The following is a 16,880-nucleotide window of genomic DNA, read 5'->3' on the forward strand; positions in this document are numbered from 1 at the left end:
CCCCGCCCCGAGGTGCCCGCCCCCGTGACCCGCCAGGCCGCCGCCGTCCGCCCCGCCGCCGTCCGCCCCGCCGCCGTCCGCCTCACCGCCGCGGCGGCCGCCCTGCTCACCGTCGCCGCCGGACTCGTCGTCACGTACGCGGGCAGCGGCCCGGTCGCCAAGCCCGTCGGCGACTGCCTGTACACCGTGCTGCTGCACACCCTGATCGTCGCCGCGGCCCCGCGCGTCCGCCCGCTGCCCGCCGCCGGCCTCGCCTTCGCGCTGAGCGCCGGTGTCGAACTGGCCCAGCTCACCGGTCTGCCGGCCGCCCTGGCCGGCCGCTCGACGCTCGCCCGTCTGGTCCTCGGCACCACCTTCAACGCCCCCGACCTGCTCTGGTACGCGGCCGGTGCCGCCCTGGCCGCCGCCGCGCACGCCGCCCTGGCCGCCGCCGCGCGCCGCCGCCGAGGCGGGCAAGCCCGCAAAACGCCCACGGATGCGCGATTCGGATCGAATCAGACATCGGTTGGTAGCTTCTCGCCGAACGCGTCCCGCCGTGCGGAGAGGAGCAGCGGGTGGCAGAGGACAGCACGTCGACGGCCGCGCCGGAGAGCGGTACGGCCGGCGCGGCGAAGCTCGCTCTCCCGACGCTGACCATGATGGTGGTCGGCTCGATGGTCGGCGCCGGCGTCTTCTCGCTCCCGCGCCGCTTCGCCCAGGAGACCGGCGTCGCCGGCGCGTTGATCGCCTGGGCGATCGCCGGCACCGGCATGCTGATGCTGGCCCTGGTGTTCCAGACCCTGGCGGTGCGCCGGCCGCACCTGGACGCCGGCGTGTACGCCTACGCGAAGGCGGGCTTCGGCGAGTACCTGGGGTTCTTCTCGGCGTTCGGGTACTGGGCGAGCGCGTGCGTCGGCAACGTGACGTACTGGGTGCTCATCATGTCGACGGTCGGTGCGATCGCCCCGGCGCTGGGCGAGGGTGACACGGCGTTGGCGATCGTGCTGTCCTCGATCGGCCTGTGGCTGTTCTTCCTGCTGATCCGGCGCGGGGTCAAGGAGGCGACCACGATCAACCGGATCGTCACGGTCGCCAAGCTGGTGCCGATCCTGGTGTTCATCGTGCTGGCGCTGTTCTACTTCGACGCGGACGTCTTCGCCGACAACTTCGCGGGCGCGGACTACGCGGGTTCGCTCTTCCACCAGGTGCGCGGCACCATGCTGGCCACCGTCTTCGTCTTCCTCGGCATCGAGGGCGCCAGCGTCTACTCCCGCCACGCCAAGCGCCGCTCGGACGTCGGCCGGGCGACGATCCTCGGCTTCCTGAGCGTCTTCGCGATCTTCGCCTCGGTCACCATCGTCTCGTACGGCCTGCTGCCGATGGCCGAGATCGCCCAGCTGCGCCAGCCGTCCATGGCCGGGGTGCTGGAGGCGGCGGTCGGCACCTGGGGCGAGGTGTTCGTCAGCGTCGGACTGATCGTCTCGGTGCTCGGCGCGTACCTGGCGTGGACGCTGATGGCCGCCGAAGTGCTGTTCGTGGCCGCCAAGGACCACGACATGCCGCGCTTCCTGGCCCGTGCCACGGCCGAGGACGTGCCGGTGCCGGCGCTGCTGATGACCACGCTGCTCTCGCAGGTCGTGCTGGTGGTCACCGCCTTCTCCGACGACGCCTTCAACTTCGCGCTCGACCTCACCAGCGCGCTCAGCCTGATCCCGTACCTGCTGGCCGCCGCCTACGCGGTACGCGTCGCCCGGGCGGGCGACACCGGGACGCCGGGCGTCCCCGCCGGGCGGACCGCCGACCTGCTGGTGGCCGGCCTGGCGACCGTCTACACGGCGTTCCTGGTGTACGCGGCGGGGCTGAAGTTCGTCCTGGTCTCCTTCATCGTGTACGCGCCGGCCACCGTGCTGTTCGTGATGGCCCGCCGCGAGCAGAACCGCCGGCTGTTCTCGCCGCGCGACCTGGTCGTCCTGGTGGTCTCCACGGCGGGCGCGCTGGTCGGCGTGGTCGCCCTGGCCGCCGGCTGGATCAGCCTGTGACCCCCCGTCCGCCGTCTTCGGCCGCCCGCGCCGCCCGCTGTGAAGGGAATCCCGCATGACCACCACCGCCTCCCCGCTCGGCGTCCACTCCGAGGTCGGCCGGCTGCGGAAGGTCCTGGTGTGCCGGCCCGGCCTGGCCCACCGCCGACTGACCCCCGGCAACGCCGACGACCTGCTGTTCGACGACGTGATGTGGGTGGAGAACGCGCAGCGCGACCACCTCGACTTCGTCAACAAGCTGACCGGCCGCGGCATCGAGGTGGTGGAGCTGCACGACCTGCTGGCCCGGACCCTCGCCGTGCCCGGCGCCCGCGACTGGCTGCTGGACCGGAAGATCGTCCCCAACCAGGTCGGACTCGGCCTGGTCGACCCCACCCGCGCCTACCTGGAGAGCCTGCAGCCCGCCCCGCTCGCCGAGTACCTGATCGGCGGCCTCGCCACCGCCGACCTGCCGGAGGAGTACCGCTCCGGCTACCTCGCGCTGGCCCGCGAGGCGACCGGCGTGCGCGAGTACCTGATGCCGCCGCTGCCCAACACCATCTACACCCGCGACACCACCTGCTGGCTCTACGGCGGCGTCACCCTCAACCCGCTCTACTGGCCCGCCCGGCACGACGAGACGCTGCTGATGAAGGCCGTCTACCTGTTCCACCCCGACTTCGCCGGCTCGACGGTGTGGTGGGGCGATCCGGAACAGGACTGGGGCCAGTCCACCTTCGAGGGCGGCGACATCATGCCGGTCGGCAACGGCGTCGTGCTGATGGGCATGAGCGAGCGCACCTCCCGGCACGCCATCACCCAGGTCGCCGCCGCGCTCTTCGCCCGGGGCGCCGCCCGGCAGGTCGTCGTCGCCGGTATGCCCAGGCTCCGCTCCGCCATGCACCTGGACACCGTCTTCACCTTCGCCGACCGGGACACCGTCACCCTGTACCCCACGATCATGGACGGCGTGCACACCTTCTCGCTGCACCCGTCCGACACCGCCCCCGGCGTCGACGTCGTCGACGAGGGGAACCGCCGCTTCACCGACGTGGTCGCCGCCGCCCTCGGCCTCCCCGCGCTGCGGGTGATCGAGACGGGCGGCGACGCGTACGCCTCCGAGCGCCAGCAGTGGGACAGCGGCAACAACGCCGTCGCCCTCGAACCCGGCGTCGTGGTCACCTACGACCGCAACACCACCACCAACACGCTGCTGCGCAAGGCCGGGATCGAGGTCATCACCATCGTCGGCGCCGAACTCGGCCGCGGCCGGGGCGGCGGCCACTGCATGACCTGCCCGCTGATCCGCGAACCCGTCGACTTCTGACCGGCCCGTGCGTGCGTCGGTCCCCGGCGGTTCCGACCCCGCCGGGGACGCGGGGCGTCAGTACCGCTGGGCCTTGGTGACCACCGCGACCAGCTTCATGTCCGCCGGCTTGCGGCTGAACGCCACCGGCTGCGCCTTCTGCCCGGCCGCCAGGTTCTCCGCCCACACCACGGTGGTGTCCGCGACCTGCCCGGCCTCGTCCTTGAACGCCACCTGCACCGCGTACGAGGCCGTCGCGTTCGTCGAGTTGGTGATCGTCACGATCGCCGCGTGCAGACCGCCGGTCGTCGTCCTCGGCACGCCGGTGATCACGACGTCGCCCATCGCGTTGCCCTCGCCCGGGGCGGCCTGCAGCACCTCGGTCGCCTTGGTCCGGCTCGCGTCCACCTGCTCCGAACCCGACGCCGCGAACGAGGACGCCGCCGCCTCCGCCGACGACTGCGCGGCCTCCGCCGAAGCGAGCGCCGACGACGCGGCCGAGGCCAGCGCCGACGGCGGCGAGCCGGAGAAGTTCGACGGGTTCGGAGCCGCCGTCAGCGACGAACCGGGCGTCGACGCCGGAGACGACGACCCGTCGCTCCCGCACGCCGCCACCGCCGGCACCAACAACGCCAGCACCCCGGCCCCCACCGCGACCCGCCGGCCTCCCGACCCACGCCCCGCGGCACCCCGCGCGCTCCGCACCCGCATCCCAGCCACCTCCACCTCCACGACCCCGCCCACCCGGCACTGGGCAGACCCCTCCATGCTCACCAGTACCGGGCCCCGGGGCACCCGCGACTAACCCGTCCGGGAGCGCCCGGGCCCCACGAGGTCCGGATCCACCCCGAGCGCCGCCAACGGTGCCGGGCCCCGCGGAGAGCCCGGCGGAGAGCCCGGCGGAGCAGGTCCGGTGCCTGGACACCCCCGCCCGGAAGCCGCCCGCCGAGGTCATGCGTCGGCGGGCGGCTTCCGGGCGGGGTACGGCAGGGGGATGCCGTGGCGGGTCAGCTCGGCCTCGTAGGCCGTCAGCATGCCGTCCAGGTCGGCCAGCAGGAACCCGGCGCAGTCCGTCGCCTCGTCGAGGTCGCCCCGCGCGCACGCGGCGCGGATCTCCGCCACCTCCTCGCGGAGGGCGAACAGGGAGTCGCCCTGCACCACCACGCCGGGGAACCGGCGGCCCGGCATCCGCACCACGGCCCCGTTGCCCCCGCCACCGAACTGCTCGACCTCGACCTTCTCCATCGCGCCATCCGACCAGGCGGGGCGGCCAGGGAGCAAACGACTTCCCGCCGGCGCGGCTCGTCGTCGGCGGTCGCCGGCTTGTGCGCATGGCCGACGCCCTGCGCGGCCTGCGCCGCCTGCTGCCCGCCGGGAAGCCGGCCGCGGCGGCCGGACTCCTGCCGCCCGGACGGCCGGTGAGGCCGGACGACCACGAGGAGGGCGCCCAGCCGGTGCTCCGGCTGAGCGACGGTCCCGCGCCCCGCGGGCTGTGGGAACAGCTCCACCGCCTGCATCCGCAGACCGGGCTGTGGCCGCTGCTGCCGGCGCCGCTCAGCCGGACCTGCGGATCGGCCTGGTCGCGGCGGCGACCGGTAGTCCCTCTGGTGGGACTGAGCTTCCGTCATGATCACACGGGGGAGTGGTTTTCCCTGGTGAAGGGCGGTTCCGGGGCCGGTGGACACCTAGAGTGACCGGCGCGGGGGCGGCCCACGGTTGTGCCTCCCCGCGAGCAGCCTGACGACCCATCGGGGGGGCCGGACATGACCGACACCGCACTGCCGGGAGCCGACTCCCTGCTCCGCCGCACCCTCGGCGAGCAGCGGATCGCCCTGGTCGCCTGGCGCCTGCTCGTCCTGCAGAACGCCCACCCCGCTGTCGACGCGGGCGTGGGGCAGCTCTCCACCTACCGCAGCCACCCCTGGCGGCGGATCGAACACACCATGGACAGCGGCCGGCGCCTGTTCTTCTCCGACCGCGAAGCCCTGCGACGCGAGATCGAACGGCTGGAACGCAGCCACCGCCGGATCGAGGGCGTCGACGCGCACGGCCGCCCCTGCACCGCACTCGACCCGGCCGTCCGCGTCTGGGTCCTGGTCACCCTGTACGAGGCGATGACCGCGCTGCCCGCACTCTCCGGCCGCCCTCTGCGACCGGCCGAACTCGACCGGCTGTACCGGGAGTTCCGGCAGGTGTGCGAGGCCTTCGCGCTCCCCGACGAGCTCTACCCGCCCACCGCCGCCGACGTCCCGGACTACATCCGCCGCACCATCCGCGACACCCTCGAACTCACCCCCACCGCGCGGGACATGCTGTTCACCGTCCTCACCCGGGCACCCGCCCCGCGCCGCCTCGGCCGGCTCCGCCCCGCCTGGCCACTGCTGCGCCGGGGCGTCGCCCGCTTCCTCACCGCGCTCACCCTCGCCGACCTGCCGCCGGAGTTCCGGGCCAAAACCGGCCTGTCGCGCAGCCGCGCCGCCGCCGCGCTGTCCTGGACGGTCCACCGCGCCGCCCGCCTGATCGCCGAGCGGCTGCCCGACCGGCTCCGGTACCGCACCCAGCCCAGCGGCGAACGCTCCCGGTCGGCCGCCAGGGTGCCCCGGCCGGTGCGAGCCCCGCGCCGCGACAGCCGGCCGGCCCGGCTCACCGCCTTCTTCCACCAGGTCATGGACCAGACCGGCGACGGCCGCCTCACCGCCGCCGACTTCGCCGCGATGGCCCACAACACCTGCTGGCCGCTGGAACTCGACCAGAAGGGCGAATCCGCCGTGTACGCCGCCTTCGACTCCTGGTGGCGCCACCTGCTCGCCTCCACGGACACCGACGGCGACGGCGAGATCTCCTGCGAGGAGTTCGTGACCGCCATGCTGGCCGGCGCCGACCGCGACCCCGACTACCTGCGCGACGGCCTGCACGTCGCCGTCCGCGCCATGTTCCGCGCCGCCGACCTCGACGGCAGCGGCCTGCTCTGCGCCGACGAGTACCGCACCCTGTTCGGCGGCTCCCGCGTGCACCCCGCCGAACTCACCCACGGCTTCCACCAACTCGACGCCGACGGCGACGGCCGGATCACCGAGGAGGAGTTCGTCCGCGGCTTCACCGAGTTCTTCACCGCCCACGACACCGACAGCGTCGCCGGCACCCAACTCCTCGGCCGCCCCTGACGCCCGCCGGTCAGCCCGGATCGATACGGCGGCCCGGCCGTCCTCGGGGCGGCGCGGGCACTAGGGCGCGTATCTGGTTGTGATCAATTTGCGGGTTTCGCCCTCGCGGTGGGCCCTGGTCCGGTAGATCGTGTTGTGTGACGCGAGTGCAACTGACTGATGCCGAGTGGGAGTTCATCGAGCCGTACCTGCCGATCGGCGAGTACGGCCCGTACCCCGAGCGGCTGCGTCGGCAGTTCGAGGGCGTGATCTGGCGGTTTCGGACGGGCGGCCAGTGGCGGGAGGTGCCGAGCGAGTTCGGCGCCTGGTCGACGGTCCACAACCGCTTCCGGCAGTGGAGGGACGCCGGGGTGTTCGAGGCCCTGCTGGAAGGTGCGATCGCGGAGGCCGTGAAGCGGGGTGAGGTGGACCTGTCGCTGGTCAGCGTGGACTCCACCACCGTCCGGGCCCACCACGACGCCGCGGGGATGCACCTCGACCCCGACACGCTCGCCGACCTGGAGAAGGCCGCCGAGGAGGCGGAGAAGGCCCGGCAAAAGGGGGCGGCCCGGAAGGACAAGACGGGCAGGGCGCCACGGACGACCCGGAGCGGGACGAGCGGCGGCGTGTCCGACGCAGACGCAAGCTCCGCCTGAAGGCTGCCCTGCTCGGGCGCTCCAGGGGCGGTCAGACCAGCAAGGTCCACATCGCCGGCGAGCGCAGGTGCCGCCCGCTGGTGTTCGTTCTGACCGAGGGGCAGGCCGCCGACAGCCCGCAGTTCATCCCCGTGCTGAAGAAGGTCCGGGTCCGCGGGCCGGTCGGCCGCCCCCGCACCCGGCCCGACGCGGTCGCCGGGGACAAGGCCTACTCGTCCCGCAGAAACCGCGCCTACCTGCGCAAACGCCACATCAAAGCGGTCATCCCGGAGAAGAAGGACCAGGCCGCCAACCGGAGGAAGAAGGGCAGCAAAGGCGGTCGTCCCGTCAGCCACGACGCCGAGCTCTACAGAGAGCGGAACACCGTCGAGCGCCTGATCAACAGGCTGAAGGCCTGGCGGGGGATCGCCACCCGGTTCGACAAGACACCCGAGAGCTACCTCGCCGGCCTCCAGCTTCGCGGCGCGATGATCTGGATCAAGGACCTCACCAAGACCACCCATTGATCACGACCAAATACGCTCCCTAGCATCGGCCGGTGACGCGCGAGGGGGCTCGGGTGTCGGGGAGGAGGCCCACATGGGCGGCGGCGGTCACCAGGACGTGCTGGCAGCGGAGTTCGAGAAGCACGTGAGCGGCGGAATAGACGAACTGCGGAGTCTGAAGTACGACCCCACGCAGTTCGTGCTGATGGTCAAGAAGTGGGGCGCGGTCGGCGCGGCCAAGCGTCTGCTGGCCTCCGGCGGTGACGTGTCCTCCGGGTTCTCGAAGCTGACCATGCTGGGGCGGTTGGACGCGAGCATCGAGTACGCCGTGTGCCTGCCGTGGTTCAGCGAGTTGTTCACCGACGAGGAGATCGAGCGGGCGGAGCGGCGGCTGGAGCTGCACGAGTTCGCGGTCGACCGGTTCCAGCGGATGCCCGACCCGCAGTGGTTCCTCGACCTGCCCTCGCACCGGGGCCCGGTCGAGGAGGTGGCCGCGATTCCGGCGGCGCGCAGCTACCGGCAGCGCGTGGAGGTGCTGGAGGCGCAGGAGTCCGCCGCCGGGCCGGCGAGGCGGCCGGCGACGGGGACCGAGATCGTACGGTCCGCGGCGGCCCGGGCGCTCGTCACGGAGCGGTCCGGAGGGCGGTGCGAGAACCCCGACTGCTTCAGCCCCGGTTTCGAGGCGGTCGGGCGCAACGGGGAGCCCATCCTGGAGGTCGACCACGTCCACGGGCTGGCGGAGGGCGGTCGGGACCACCCCGTCAACATGATCGCGGTCTGCCCGAACTGCCACGCCGTCAAGACCCGCGGGCAGGACGGGCAGGTGGCGGCGCTCGGCGCGCTGTTCGCCCGGGTCGCCCGCGAGCGGCACGCGGACGCGCTGGCGCACGGCTGACGGCAACCGGTCCGCCGGCCTCGACCACCATCGGAGACCACCCCCGGAAGGCGAAGCGCGCGGCCGGTGGGGCGGACGGCGTTCCTGGGCGGGCCGATGCTGCGCTAGCCTCGATGCACCGTCACCTCGACGCGTTGGAGGCCGTGATGCGGATGGTGTTCGACCCCACGGAGGCCGAAGGGCTGCGTGCCGCCGCCAGGGACGCCGCGCTGGAGGACCCGACCCTCGCGTACGTCCTGCTGGACCTGGCCGATCGCGGAGTGGACCTGAGCACCTCGCGCACCTGGGAGGAGATCAAGGCCGAGCGCGGCCTCGACGGGCCCGCCCCGGCGGACGGGGACGGGCACCAGCAGGTCGCCTGACTGCCGCGCCGCGCCCCGGGCTCACGGGATCTCGTCCGTGAGGAAGACCGCCAGCCGGTCGGCGAAGCCGGTCAACCAGTCGAGACCGGGGCCGCTGCGGGCGATCCGGAAGCCGTGGCGACGGCCGTGGTAGGCGGCCTGGACGGCGTGGAACTGGGCCCAGCGCACGGTGCGGTGCGGGTCGAGCTCGGCGGCGCCGGTGAAGACGGCGAGGGTGCGGCGGACGGCGCCCGGCAGGTCGTCGGCCCCGATCAGCGCCACCGCACGGGACTTGAGCAGGGTGCCCGCGTCGTACGCGGGGTCGCCGGCCAGGCCCTTCGGGTCGACGGCGAGCCAGGGTTCGCGTTCGGCGCGCAGGATGTTGCGGGCGTGCAGGTCGCCGTGGACCAGCGTCGCCGGCTGCTCGCGGCCGAGCTCGCGGACGGTCGCCACCGCGGCGTCCACCACCCGGGCGGGCAGTGCCCGGGGGAACTCGGCGGCGTCCTTGCGCAGTTGCTCCTCCCACCCGTCGGCCTGCGCGCTGAGCCGGGGGAGCCCGGGCGGCGCGGGGACGGCGAGGCGGCGGCTGAGCCGGCCGGCGGTCTCCGGCACCTCGTCGCCGTCGCCGTCGCCGTCGGCGACCGCGGCCAGGGTGGTGGGGTGGGCGCGCTCCAGCAGCATCGCGTACCGCGCGTCGTCGCGCGCGTACAGCCGGACCGCCCCCTCCCCGCCCCACGCCTGCAGCGCGTCCGGTTCGTGGACGTTCCCGGGGTGCGGGAAGGAGACCTTGAGCACGGCCGGCCCGTGGGCGCTGTGCACCGGGACGACCAGGCCGACCCCGCCGTGCAGCACCTCCCCGTCCGGCGTGCAGTCCCACCGCAGCAGCAAGCGGTCGACGAGGGCGGGCAGTTCGGCGAGCCAGGCCGCGCCCGCCGGGCCCTCGCGGTCGACGGTGCTGCGGGTGAACTCCTCGGGCAGCGGAACCATCCGTGCACCGTACGGCCCGCGGCGGCCGCGGGCCAAGCTGCCACAGCCCGCGTCCGGACATGCCGGAGTGCCGCCCGACCGGTGCGCCCTCCCACCGGGCCGACGCGCCCCCGGAGCGCGCGGATCCCGGCCGGAACGACCATCGCGCCGTCACGGCCCCGTCGCCCGGCGTTGTTACCCTGGCGCCGTGCCGGTCAGTGCCGCCCGGCGGACCGAACGCGAAGATTCGTTGGAGGAGACCTGATGGTGCATCCGCGGGCCGGCCTGCCCACCGCCCCCGAGGACCTGATCGACGTCGCGCGCCTGGTGACGGCGTACTACACGCTGCACCCGGACCCGGCCGAGCCGGGACAGCGGGTGGCGTTCGGGACCTCCGGGCACCGGGGCTCCTCGCTCGACACGGCGTTCAACGAGGACCACATCGCCGCCACCACCCAGGCGATCTGCGAGTACCGCGCCGCGCAGGGCGTCACCGGCCCGCTGTTCCTCGGCGCCGACACCCACGCCCTGTCCGAGCCGGCCAGTGCGACGGCGCTGGAGGTGCTGGCCGCCAACGGCGTCACCGTCCTGCTGGACAGCGCCGACGGGTACACCCCGACCCCGGCGGTGTCGCTGGCGATCCTCACCCACAACCGCGCCCACCCGAACGGCCCGCAGGCCGACGGCATCGTGGTCACCCCCTCGCACAACCCGCCGCGCGACGGCGGCTTCAAGTACAACCCGCCGCACGGCGGCCCGGCCGACTCCGCCGCCACCGGCTGGATCCAGGACCGCGCCAACGAGCTGATCGCCGCCGGCCTGAGCGGCGTCCGCCGCACGCCGTACGCCCGCGCGCTGGCCGCCGACACCACCGGCCGCTACGACTACCTCGGCCGGTACGTCGACGACCTGCCCTCGGTGCTGGACCTCGACGCGGTCCGCGCCTCGGGCCTGCGGATCGGGGCCGACCCGCTCGGCGGCGCCTCCGTCGCCTACTGGGGCCGGATCGCCGAGGCGCACCGCCTCGACCTGACCGTGGTCAACCCGCTGACCGACCCGACCTGGCGCTTCATGACGCTGGACTGGGACGCCAAGATCCGGATGGACTGCTCCTCGCCGTACGCGATGGCCTCGCTGATCGGCCGCCGCGACGAGTACGCCATCGCCACCGGCAACGACGCGGACGCCGACCGGCACGGCATCGTCACCCCCGACGGCGGGCTGATGAACCCCAACCACTACCTCGCCGTCGCCATCGACTACCTCTACCGCCACCGCGCCGACTGGCCGGGCACGGCGGGCATCGGCAAGACCCTGGTCTCCTCCTCGATGATCGACCGGGTCGCCGCCGAGCTGAAGCGCGAGCTGGTCGAGGTGCCGGTCGGGTTCAAGTGGTTCGTCGACGGGCTGATCGGCGGGACGGTCGCGTTCGGCGGCGAGGAGTCGGCCGGCGCCTCCTTCCTGCGCCGCGACGGCTCGGTGTGGACCACCGACAAGGACGGCATCCTGCTGGCCCTGCTCGCCTCCGAGATCACCGCCGTGACCGGGCGCACCCCGTCCGAGCACTACCGCGAGCTGACCTCCCGCTTCGGCGACCCCGCGTACGCGCGCGTCGACGCCCCCGCCGACCGGGCGCAGAAGGCCCTGCTCGGCAAGCTCTCCGCCGAGCAGGTGAAGGCCGACCGGCTGGCCGGCGAGCCGATCACCGCGATCCTCACCGAGGCGCCCGGCAACGGCGCCGCGATCGGCGGTCTCAAGGTGTGCACCGAGAACGCCTGGTTCGCGGCCCGCCCGTCCGGCACCGAGGACGTGTACAAGATCTACGCCGAGAGCTTCAACGGCTCCGAGCACCTCACCCAGGTCCAGGACGAGGCCCGGGCCCTGGTCTCCGGGGTGCTCGGCCAGGGCTGAGGCCGCGGCGGGGGCGGCCGCGGCGGTCAGGACGGCGCCGCGGCCGCCCAGTACCCGGCCGGGGCCTCGGCCCCGGTCCGGGCCCGCAGGTCGGACCGGACCCGCTTCGCCAGCCTGGCGGTGTCCTGCCGGTTCAGCATCGCGCCGATCCCCGCGCCGACCAGCATCGGCGTCAGCGAGGGCAGCTTGCGCAGCGTCGAGCGGGTCAGCCGGCGGCGGACCTTCTGCCGCACCTCAGCCCCGACCGCCAGCCCCGCCACCGCCGCCACGCCCGAGGGGTTCGCCAGCGCCTTGCGGTCGATGCCCCGGCTGTTCGCCCACGCGCCCACGTACGCCGCCGCCCGCTGGGTGACCGTGCCGGCCGCCGGAAGGCCGTACACCTGGTGCAGCTCGGCGATCAGCTTCACCTCCAGCGACGCCACCACCAGCGTCTCCGAGGCCAGCTCCACCAGCATCGCCGGCGGCACCGGCAGCATCGCCACCCCGCCCACCCCGGCGCCCACCGCCGCCGAGGCCCGGGTCGCACCCGTCACCAGGAGGTCCGCCAGCGCCTCCGGGTCCTTCGCGCCGGGATGCTGCGCCCGCAGCGTGGCCAGATCGCGGACCGGGATGCGCGGCGCCGTCTGCAGCAGCCGGTCCGTCAGCGCCTTGCCGCCGATCCCGAGGCCGCGCGCCGTGGCCAGCCCGCTCCGGCCGAGCACCCGGCCCACCGACGCCACCAGCGCGGCCGCCCGGCGGGCGCCGCGCTTGCGGGCCGCCTCGGAGCCCTCCATCTCCCCGGCCAGCGCCGCCAGCTCCTCCGCCGCGGTGCCGCCGGTCCCGTCGCCCGGCAGTTCGAAGGGGCCCGGGGCGGTGGACGGCTCCGCCTGCTTCTTCGGCTTCGGCTTCCGGAAGAGTCCCATGTCCGGAGTCTCCCAGGGTTCGGCCCCCGCGACACCTTCCGGCGACATCTCCCGGCGAGCGGCGAGCGGCGGGCGGCGGGCGGCGGGCGTGTCCGGGCGGGCGGCGAGCGGCGGACGGCGAGCGGCGGACGACGGGCGGCGGGCGTGTCCGGGCGGGCGGCCGTTCGCGCCGGTCAACCGTCGAGGGCGGCGAGCAGGTCGGCGGCGCGTCCGGCGGCGGTGGCGAAGGCGAGGTGGTCGTGGTAGTCGCGGGACTCCACGATCAGGCCGTCGCGCACGCGCAGCACCTGCACGTTGGCGGTGCGGAAGGTGCGGCCGGTGGCCGGCAGGTGGACCTCGTAGTCGAACTCGGCGACCACCAGCTCGGGGTCGTCGGTGTCGCGGATCCGGACGTTCTCGGCCCGCAGCCGGGGTGCGTCCGGGTGCCGCAGCGCGGCGAAGCGCTCGCGCAGCGCCTCCCGGCCGTGCAGCCGGTGCGGCGGCACGGGCGCGAACGGGAACTCCACCTCGACGTCGGGCGCGTAGAGCTCGGCGAGGTCGTCCCAGCGCCCGGCGGAGATCCGTTCGAGCAGGCGCCCGGAGACGGTGCGGGGGGTGGGGGAGGAGTGGTGCGGGTCGGACGAGGGCATGGCTGACCTCCGGTGCGGCCGTCATCGTAGAATCGGATTGGCAACTCCGTTTCCGACGATACGGATAGGCCACTCCGGTTGTCCAGGCGTCGATCGCACGGGGAGCAGAGCTGGTGGCGACAGGTCAGGAGCAGGGCGGCACCGCCGCCAAACCGCTGCGGGCGGACGCGCGCCGCAACCGCGCCCGGCTGCTGGAGGTCGCGGAGGAGGTCTTCGCCGAGCGCGGCCCCGGGGCCTCCACCGAGGAGGTCGCCCGGGCCGCGGGGGTGGGCATCGCGACCGTCTTCCGGCACTTCCCGACCAAGGAGGCGCTGCTCGAAGCGGTCCTGGTGCGGCGCCTGGAGCGGCTCGCCGAGGAGGCGCAGCAGCTCGCCGAGGGGCGTCCGCCGGCCGAGGCGTTCTTCGACTTCTTCAACCTGGTCGTGGACCGCTCGCCGGTGAAGAACGCGTACGCCGCCGCCCTCGCCGACGCGGGCGTGGACGTGCACGCGGCCGTCTCGGACGCCGGACGCGCCGTCAGCGCCGCGCTCGGCGGACTGCTGGCGGCGGCGCAGGGCGCGGGTGCGGTCCGGACCGACCTGGAGGTGCCGGAGCTGACGGCGATCCTGGTCGGCACCTGTCGGATGCTCCAGCACCTCGACGGTCGGCCCGACGCCGCCCGGCGGGCCCGCCAGGTCGTCCTCGACGGACTGCGCGGCTGAGCCGTCCGGGGGCGCCCGGACGGACCGTGTGGCTGGGCCGTGCCGTCGGGAGGGCTCAGACGCCGAAGTTGAGCGCGTACAGGGCGCGGACCGAGTCGGCCGTGACGAAGTCCATCGGCACCGTGCCCAGGACCGGCCGGCTCGCGTGGTTCAGGCCCGCGACGTACCCGGCCAGCTTGGGCGCGATCGCATCGGCCGCCTGGCGCGGCCACAGGCCCCAGCCGGAGCTGGAGGTGAAGGTCAGGAACAGCCGCTGCGGGTCCGTGGCGGCCCTGGCGGCGTCCAGGTGCGCCGACACCTCGGGCCACTTGCGGGAGTTGAGCTCGAAGATGGTGCCGATCTGGTAGTCGTCCTCGATGTCGGTCAGCGGACCGCCCCAGCGGATCCCGGCCACCCCGCCGTTGTCGGCGATCACCACCACCCGGCCGCGCACGTCGCCGAGCCGGGGGATCCGGTCCCCGCCGAGCAGCAGCCCCGGCCAGCGGGACAGGTAGTCGGCGTAGATCGCGCCGAACTCGGCGTCCGAGACGCCCGAGTACTCCTGCTTCACCCGCATCAGGATCGTCTCGCCGGGGTGCGCGGCGAGGAACTCCCGGCAGCGGTTCAGCACGTCGCCGAAGAAGATCTTCTGGAAGACCGAGCCGTGGTGGATCGCGAACACGCCGTCGATCGCCCGGCAGCGGACGTCCAGGAACCGGACGCCGGCGGCCAGCTGATCGGCGATCTGGAGCGTCTGGGTCTGCGCCAGGGCGCCGCCGTACAGGGCGCCCGAGTCGTGGGTGCCCGGCACGGTCAGCCGGGCGAGCGACAGCTGAGGGTCGAGGGCGCCCATCCAGTCCGCCGCGCCCGGCAGGGCGAGCGGCCGCGGCGCTGCCGAGGCGCGTCCGCCCGCCAGGCCCGTGCCGGCGACGGCGAGCCCGGCGGCCACCGCCGCCCGTCCGAAACCGCGCCTGCTGATCGGAGTCTCGTTCAGGAACACGCCCCCGCACCTCCCCTGATGCACCGTCCGCCACCGACTGGCATGCCCATTATCAGGATGCCCGGCGGCCCCCGGTAGTCCTCGGACCGGACTTTGCTACCGGTCGGTACGCGAAGCCGTTCGCGGGACGCCCGCGGGCCGGCGGAGCTACCGTGGAGCACCGCCACACCGCACCAGGGGGAGCAGCGCCATGAGTGACGCCGAGACCACGGACCGCCGGACGCTGTCGGCGGAGTCCGCCGCGGCCGTCCGGGCCTACGCCGCCACCCACCGCGAACGCGCCGACCGGCTCGCCGCCGCACTCGAGGACCTCGCCCGCAACGGCCTCCCGCACGCCGAGGACTGCACGCCGTGGGAGACCGTCCGCGACCGGCGCCTCGCCGAACTCGCCACCGCCGCCGGTGCCGTCGGTGCCGGTGCCGCCGGTGCCGTCGAAACGGGCAGAGAGCGCTGATGCGCCGCCCGCGCCGCCGCGCCGAGATCACCCTCACCGCCGTCGCCGAACGCCAGGTCGCCCGGCTCACCGACCCTGCCGAGATCCACGCCCTCGACCGCGCCCTGGCCGCCCTCTCCGCCGACCCCGCCCTCGGCGTCCCGATCCCCGGCACCAGCCCCGAACTGCGGGACTACACCGACCCCGTCGACGTCGTCCGGCTGATCTACTACGTCACCGCCCGCCGCACCGTCCTCGTCCTCACCTACCTCGAGGTCGGCTGACAGCCCCTCCGGCACCGCGGGTGGAGCCGGTGCGCGGGCACGGCGACGAGGCCGCGGCCGTCGGGCCGGGCCTCGTCGCGAAGGTCGTGCGCGCGGTGGTGCCTACTCGTGCCCGAGCACGATCAGCGTCACCAGTCCGGCCAGTGCCACCAGCCACGCCCACCAGGTCACCCTCAGGTCCACGTCGACCTCTCCCTCCATCGATTGGCAAGATCCGAGCACTACGACGGGCCCACGTCAAGATCTCCGCACCCCGAATGCTCCGTCCGGGGGACGCCCGGGCTCAGCGCTCGGCGCAGGCGGGGTCGGGGAGCGCGGTGACGGTGTACGGCGGAGTGCCCGGGCGGGAGTCGAGCTGGCTGTTGACGACGTACAAGCGGCCGCCGTGCCGGGCGAGGGTGGTCGGCGAGACGAGCGGGGCGTCGGTGATGCGGTGGACGACCCGGCCGGTGCGCAGGGCGTCGTCGAGGCGGGCGACGTACACGCCGGTCGGGGCACCGTAGTTGAGCACCGCGTACAGGGTGCGGCCGGACAGCACCATGCCGTCCGGGCCGAAGGAGGGCTCGCCGAGGTCGACGGCGTCGATCCGGCGGGTGGCGGTGTCGACCCGCCACAGGGCCTCGGTGCCGTTGGAGGCGACCAGCAGGGTGCGGCCGGCGGGGTCGGCGACGATGCCGTTGAGCAGCCAGTACTGCGCGGGGAAGCCGGGCAGGGCGGGCCGGAAGTCCAGCCAGGGCTCCAGCGGGCCGAGCAGTCCGGCCCGCAGTTCGGCGCGCAGCACGGACGGGTTGGCCCAGTCGGTGACGTACACGGCCCCGGGGGTGACCGCCAGGTCGTTCAGCCGGGGCGGTCCGAGCGGGCCGTCGGGCGCGGTGGCGCGGGAGATCAGCGCACCGTCGCGCCCGTGCACGGAGAGGACCGCGCCGCCGACCGAGACCACCCGTCCGGCCGGGTCGAGCCGGACGCCGAGGGTGCTGGCCCGCTCGGGGATCCCGGCGGCCGGGAAGGGCCGCAGGCGGGGCCGGTCGACGTGGCCGCGGAACAGCCGGCCGGTGCCGTCGGAGCCGACCACCATGGTTCCGTCCGGGCCGATCGCGATGCCCTCGGGCAGGATTCCGGGCTCGTCGGAGACCACGTAGGTCTCCGGGAGGCGGGGCCGGGCGGAGGCGCGGCCGGCCGCCGCGACGGGCAGCAGGCCGGCAGCGGCGGCGGACAGCAGGGTGCGACGGGACAGCGGCACGGGGAACCTCCC

Annotated in this window: 19 protein-coding genes and 1 pseudogene; 13 read left to right on the top strand and 7 right to left on the bottom strand. The window is 74.4% G+C overall.

Going from position 1 to position 16,880, the window contains the following annotated elements:
• The first annotated feature begins 24 nt into the window (after positions 1 to 24).
• Genes ABEB06_RS38345 through ABEB06_RS38355 form a run of 3 tightly spaced genes read left to right on the top strand, consistent with a single transcriptional unit; the run spans position 25 to position 3,324 of the window.
• Positions 25 to 633 (top strand): ribosomal maturation YjgA family protein, encoded by a 609-nt coding sequence (locus ABEB06_RS38345; protein ID WP_345701581.1) that lies wholly within the window; start codon positions 25 to 27, stop codon positions 631 to 633.
• Positions 634 to 635: 2 nt separating this feature from the next.
• Positions 636 to 2,018, top strand: coding sequence for a basic amino acid/polyamine antiporter (locus ABEB06_RS38350; protein ID WP_345702116.1), 1,383 nt, complete (start codon positions 636 to 638; stop codon positions 2,016 to 2,018).
• 55 nt (positions 2,019 to 2,073) lie between these two features.
• Positions 2,074 to 3,324, top strand: coding sequence for an arginine deiminase (locus ABEB06_RS38355; RefSeq protein ID WP_345701582.1), 1,251 nt, complete (start codon positions 2,074 to 2,076; stop codon positions 3,322 to 3,324).
• A gap of 57 nt (positions 3,325 to 3,381) precedes the next feature.
• Here the strand turns inward: ABEB06_RS38355 and ABEB06_RS38360 are convergent, their stop codons facing one another.
• The gene (locus ABEB06_RS38360) at positions 3,382 to 3,711 is read right to left on the bottom strand and encodes a hypothetical protein (protein ID WP_345701583.1); all 330 of its coding nucleotides are present in this window, start codon (positions 3,709 to 3,711) and stop codon (positions 3,382 to 3,384) included.
• Here ABEB06_RS38360 and ABEB06_RS38365 point away from each other — a divergent pair.
• Positions 3,692 to 4,108: a hypothetical protein gene (locus tag ABEB06_RS38365; RefSeq protein WP_345701584.1), complete on the top strand. Its 417-nt coding sequence runs from the start codon at positions 3,692 to 3,694 to the stop codon at positions 4,106 to 4,108. The two genes, ABEB06_RS38360 and ABEB06_RS38365, sit on opposite strands and share 20 nt — an antisense overlap.
• A 146-nt stretch (positions 4,109 to 4,254) precedes the next feature.
• Here the strand turns inward: ABEB06_RS38365 and ABEB06_RS38370 are convergent, their stop codons facing one another.
• Positions 4,255 to 4,548 carry a DUF6959 family protein gene (locus ABEB06_RS38370; protein WP_345701585.1) on the bottom strand — a complete coding sequence of 98 codons (294 nt, stop codon included), beginning with the start codon at positions 4,546 to 4,548 and terminating at the stop codon, positions 4,255 to 4,257.
• A gap of 86 nt (positions 4,549 to 4,634) precedes the next feature.
• Between ABEB06_RS38370 and ABEB06_RS38375 the strand changes: the two genes are divergently transcribed.
• The 5 genes and pseudogenes from ABEB06_RS38375 to ABEB06_RS38395 all read left to right on the top strand — a co-directional run bounded on the left by ABEB06_RS38375 (position 4,635) and on the right by ABEB06_RS38395 (position 8,844).
• On the top strand, positions 4,635 to 4,997 hold the full coding sequence (locus ABEB06_RS38375) for a hypothetical protein (protein ID WP_345701586.1): 363 nt from the start codon (positions 4,635 to 4,637) through the stop codon (positions 4,995 to 4,997).
• Positions 4,998 to 5,066: 69 nt separating this feature from the next.
• Entirely contained in the window at positions 5,067 to 6,467 is a 1,401-nt protein-coding gene (locus ABEB06_RS38380) for an oxygenase MpaB family protein (RefSeq protein ID WP_345701587.1), read from the top strand.
• Between the two features lie 137 nt (positions 6,468 to 6,604).
• Positions 6,605 to 7,608: pseudogene (locus ABEB06_RS38385) on the top strand (IS5 family transposase).
• A gap of 73 nt (positions 7,609 to 7,681) precedes the next feature.
• Positions 7,682 to 8,482, top strand: a complete 801-nt coding sequence (locus ABEB06_RS38390) for an HNH endonuclease (protein ID WP_345701588.1) — start codon at positions 7,682 to 7,684, stop codon at positions 8,480 to 8,482.
• Between the two features lie 113 nt (positions 8,483 to 8,595).
• Positions 8,596 to 8,844, top strand: a complete 249-nt coding sequence (locus tag ABEB06_RS38395) for a hypothetical protein (RefSeq protein WP_345701589.1) — start codon at positions 8,596 to 8,598, stop codon at positions 8,842 to 8,844.
• Between the two features lie 21 nt (positions 8,845 to 8,865).
• Here the strand turns inward: ABEB06_RS38395 and ABEB06_RS38400 are convergent, their stop codons facing one another.
• The gene (locus ABEB06_RS38400; RefSeq protein ID WP_345701590.1) at positions 8,866 to 9,810 is read right to left on the bottom strand and encodes an aminoglycoside phosphotransferase family protein; all 945 of its coding nucleotides are present in this window, start codon (positions 9,808 to 9,810) and stop codon (positions 8,866 to 8,868) included.
• Between the two features lie 243 nt (positions 9,811 to 10,053).
• On the opposite strand from ABEB06_RS38400, the gene pgm reads away from it, so the two are divergent.
• Complete coding sequence (gene pgm, locus ABEB06_RS38405; RefSeq protein WP_345701591.1) at positions 10,054 to 11,700, top strand: phosphoglucomutase (alpha-D-glucose-1,6-bisphosphate-dependent); 1,647 nt, start codon at positions 10,054 to 10,056, stop codon at positions 11,698 to 11,700.
• A 26-nt stretch (positions 11,701 to 11,726) separates the two neighbouring features.
• On the opposite strand, the gene ABEB06_RS38410 is transcribed toward pgm, so the two are convergent.
• Both ABEB06_RS38410 and ABEB06_RS38415 read right to left on the bottom strand, forming a co-directional pair.
• Complete coding sequence (locus ABEB06_RS38410) at positions 11,727 to 12,602, bottom strand: hypothetical protein (protein ID WP_345701592.1); 876 nt, start codon at positions 12,600 to 12,602, stop codon at positions 11,727 to 11,729.
• Positions 12,603 to 12,775: 173 nt separating this feature from the next.
• Positions 12,776 to 13,231: a nuclear transport factor 2 family protein gene (locus tag ABEB06_RS38415; RefSeq protein WP_345701593.1), complete on the bottom strand. Its 456-nt coding sequence runs from the start codon at positions 13,229 to 13,231 to the stop codon at positions 12,776 to 12,778.
• 113 nt (positions 13,232 to 13,344) lie between these two features.
• Here ABEB06_RS38415 and ABEB06_RS38420 point away from each other — a divergent pair, with 113 nt between their 5' ends.
• Positions 13,345 to 13,932, top strand: a complete 588-nt coding sequence (locus ABEB06_RS38420) for a TetR/AcrR family transcriptional regulator (protein WP_345701594.1) — start codon at positions 13,345 to 13,347, stop codon at positions 13,930 to 13,932.
• 55 nt (positions 13,933 to 13,987) lie between these two features.
• Here ABEB06_RS38420 and ABEB06_RS38425 read toward each other — a convergent pair whose 3' ends face one another.
• Positions 13,988 to 14,911, bottom strand: a complete 924-nt coding sequence (locus ABEB06_RS38425) for a phosphatidylinositol-specific phospholipase C (RefSeq protein WP_345701595.1) — start codon at positions 14,909 to 14,911, stop codon at positions 13,988 to 13,990.
• Between the two features lie 190 nt (positions 14,912 to 15,101).
• Between ABEB06_RS38425 and ABEB06_RS38430 the strand changes: the two genes are divergently transcribed.
• Positions 15,102 to 15,365, top strand: coding sequence for a hypothetical protein (locus ABEB06_RS38430; RefSeq protein WP_345701596.1), 264 nt, complete (start codon positions 15,102 to 15,104; stop codon positions 15,363 to 15,365).
• Positions 15,365 to 15,628: a hypothetical protein gene (locus ABEB06_RS38435; RefSeq protein WP_345701597.1), complete on the top strand. Its 264-nt coding sequence runs from the start codon at positions 15,365 to 15,367 to the stop codon at positions 15,626 to 15,628. The genes ABEB06_RS38430 and ABEB06_RS38435 overlap by 1 nt, the downstream gene beginning before the upstream one ends.
• Before the next feature lie 283 nt (positions 15,629 to 15,911).
• Here the strand turns inward: ABEB06_RS38435 and ABEB06_RS38440 are convergent, their stop codons facing one another.
• A complete protein-coding gene (locus ABEB06_RS38440) occupies positions 15,912 to 16,868 on the bottom strand; it encodes an SMP-30/gluconolactonase/LRE family protein (RefSeq protein WP_345701598.1) in 957 nt (318 codons plus the stop codon).
• Positions 16,869 to 16,880: the final 12 nt, after the last annotated feature.

Source organism: Kitasatospora terrestris, assembly GCF_039542905.1.
Taxonomy (GTDB): domain Bacteria; phylum Actinomycetota; class Actinomycetes; order Streptomycetales; family Streptomycetaceae; genus Kitasatospora; species Kitasatospora terrestris.

Bases quoted from the DNA above. Each gene is read 5' to 3' on its own strand.
- ABEB06_RS38375 (WP_345701586.1), top strand. From the start codon at position 4,635: ATGGCCGACGCCCTGCGCGGCCTGCGCCGCCTGCTGCCCGCCGGGAAG.
- pgm (WP_345701591.1), top strand. From the start codon at position 10,054: ATGGTGCATCCGCGGGCCGGCCTGCCCACCGCCCCCGAGGACCTGATC.
- ABEB06_RS38415 (WP_345701593.1), bottom strand. From the start codon at position 13,231: ATGCCCTCGTCCGACCCGCACCACTCCTCCCCCACCCCCCGCACCGTC.
- ABEB06_RS38355 (WP_345701582.1), top strand. From the start codon at position 2,074: ATGACCACCACCGCCTCCCCGCTCGGCGTCCACTCCGAGGTCGGCCGG.
- ABEB06_RS38410 (WP_345701592.1), bottom strand. From the start codon at position 12,602: ATGGGACTCTTCCGGAAGCCGAAGCCGAAGAAGCAGGCGGAGCCGTCC.
- ABEB06_RS38395 (WP_345701589.1), top strand. From the start codon at position 8,596: ATGCACCGTCACCTCGACGCGTTGGAGGCCGTGATGCGGATGGTGTTC.
- ABEB06_RS38350 (WP_345702116.1), top strand. From the start codon at position 636: ATGATGGTGGTCGGCTCGATGGTCGGCGCCGGCGTCTTCTCGCTCCCG.
- ABEB06_RS38370 (WP_345701585.1), bottom strand. From the start codon at position 4,548: ATGGAGAAGGTCGAGGTCGAGCAGTTCGGTGGCGGGGGCAACGGGGCC.
- ABEB06_RS38400 (WP_345701590.1), bottom strand. From the start codon at position 9,810: ATGGTTCCGCTGCCCGAGGAGTTCACCCGCAGCACCGTCGACCGCGAG.
- ABEB06_RS38430 (WP_345701596.1), top strand. From the start codon at position 15,102: ATGAGTGACGCCGAGACCACGGACCGCCGGACGCTGTCGGCGGAGTCC.
- ABEB06_RS38380 (WP_345701587.1), top strand. From the start codon at position 5,067: ATGACCGACACCGCACTGCCGGGAGCCGACTCCCTGCTCCGCCGCACC.
- ABEB06_RS38390 (WP_345701588.1), top strand. From the start codon at position 7,682: ATGGGCGGCGGCGGTCACCAGGACGTGCTGGCAGCGGAGTTCGAGAAG.
- ABEB06_RS38435 (WP_345701597.1), top strand. From the start codon at position 15,365: ATGCGCCGCCCGCGCCGCCGCGCCGAGATCACCCTCACCGCCGTCGCC.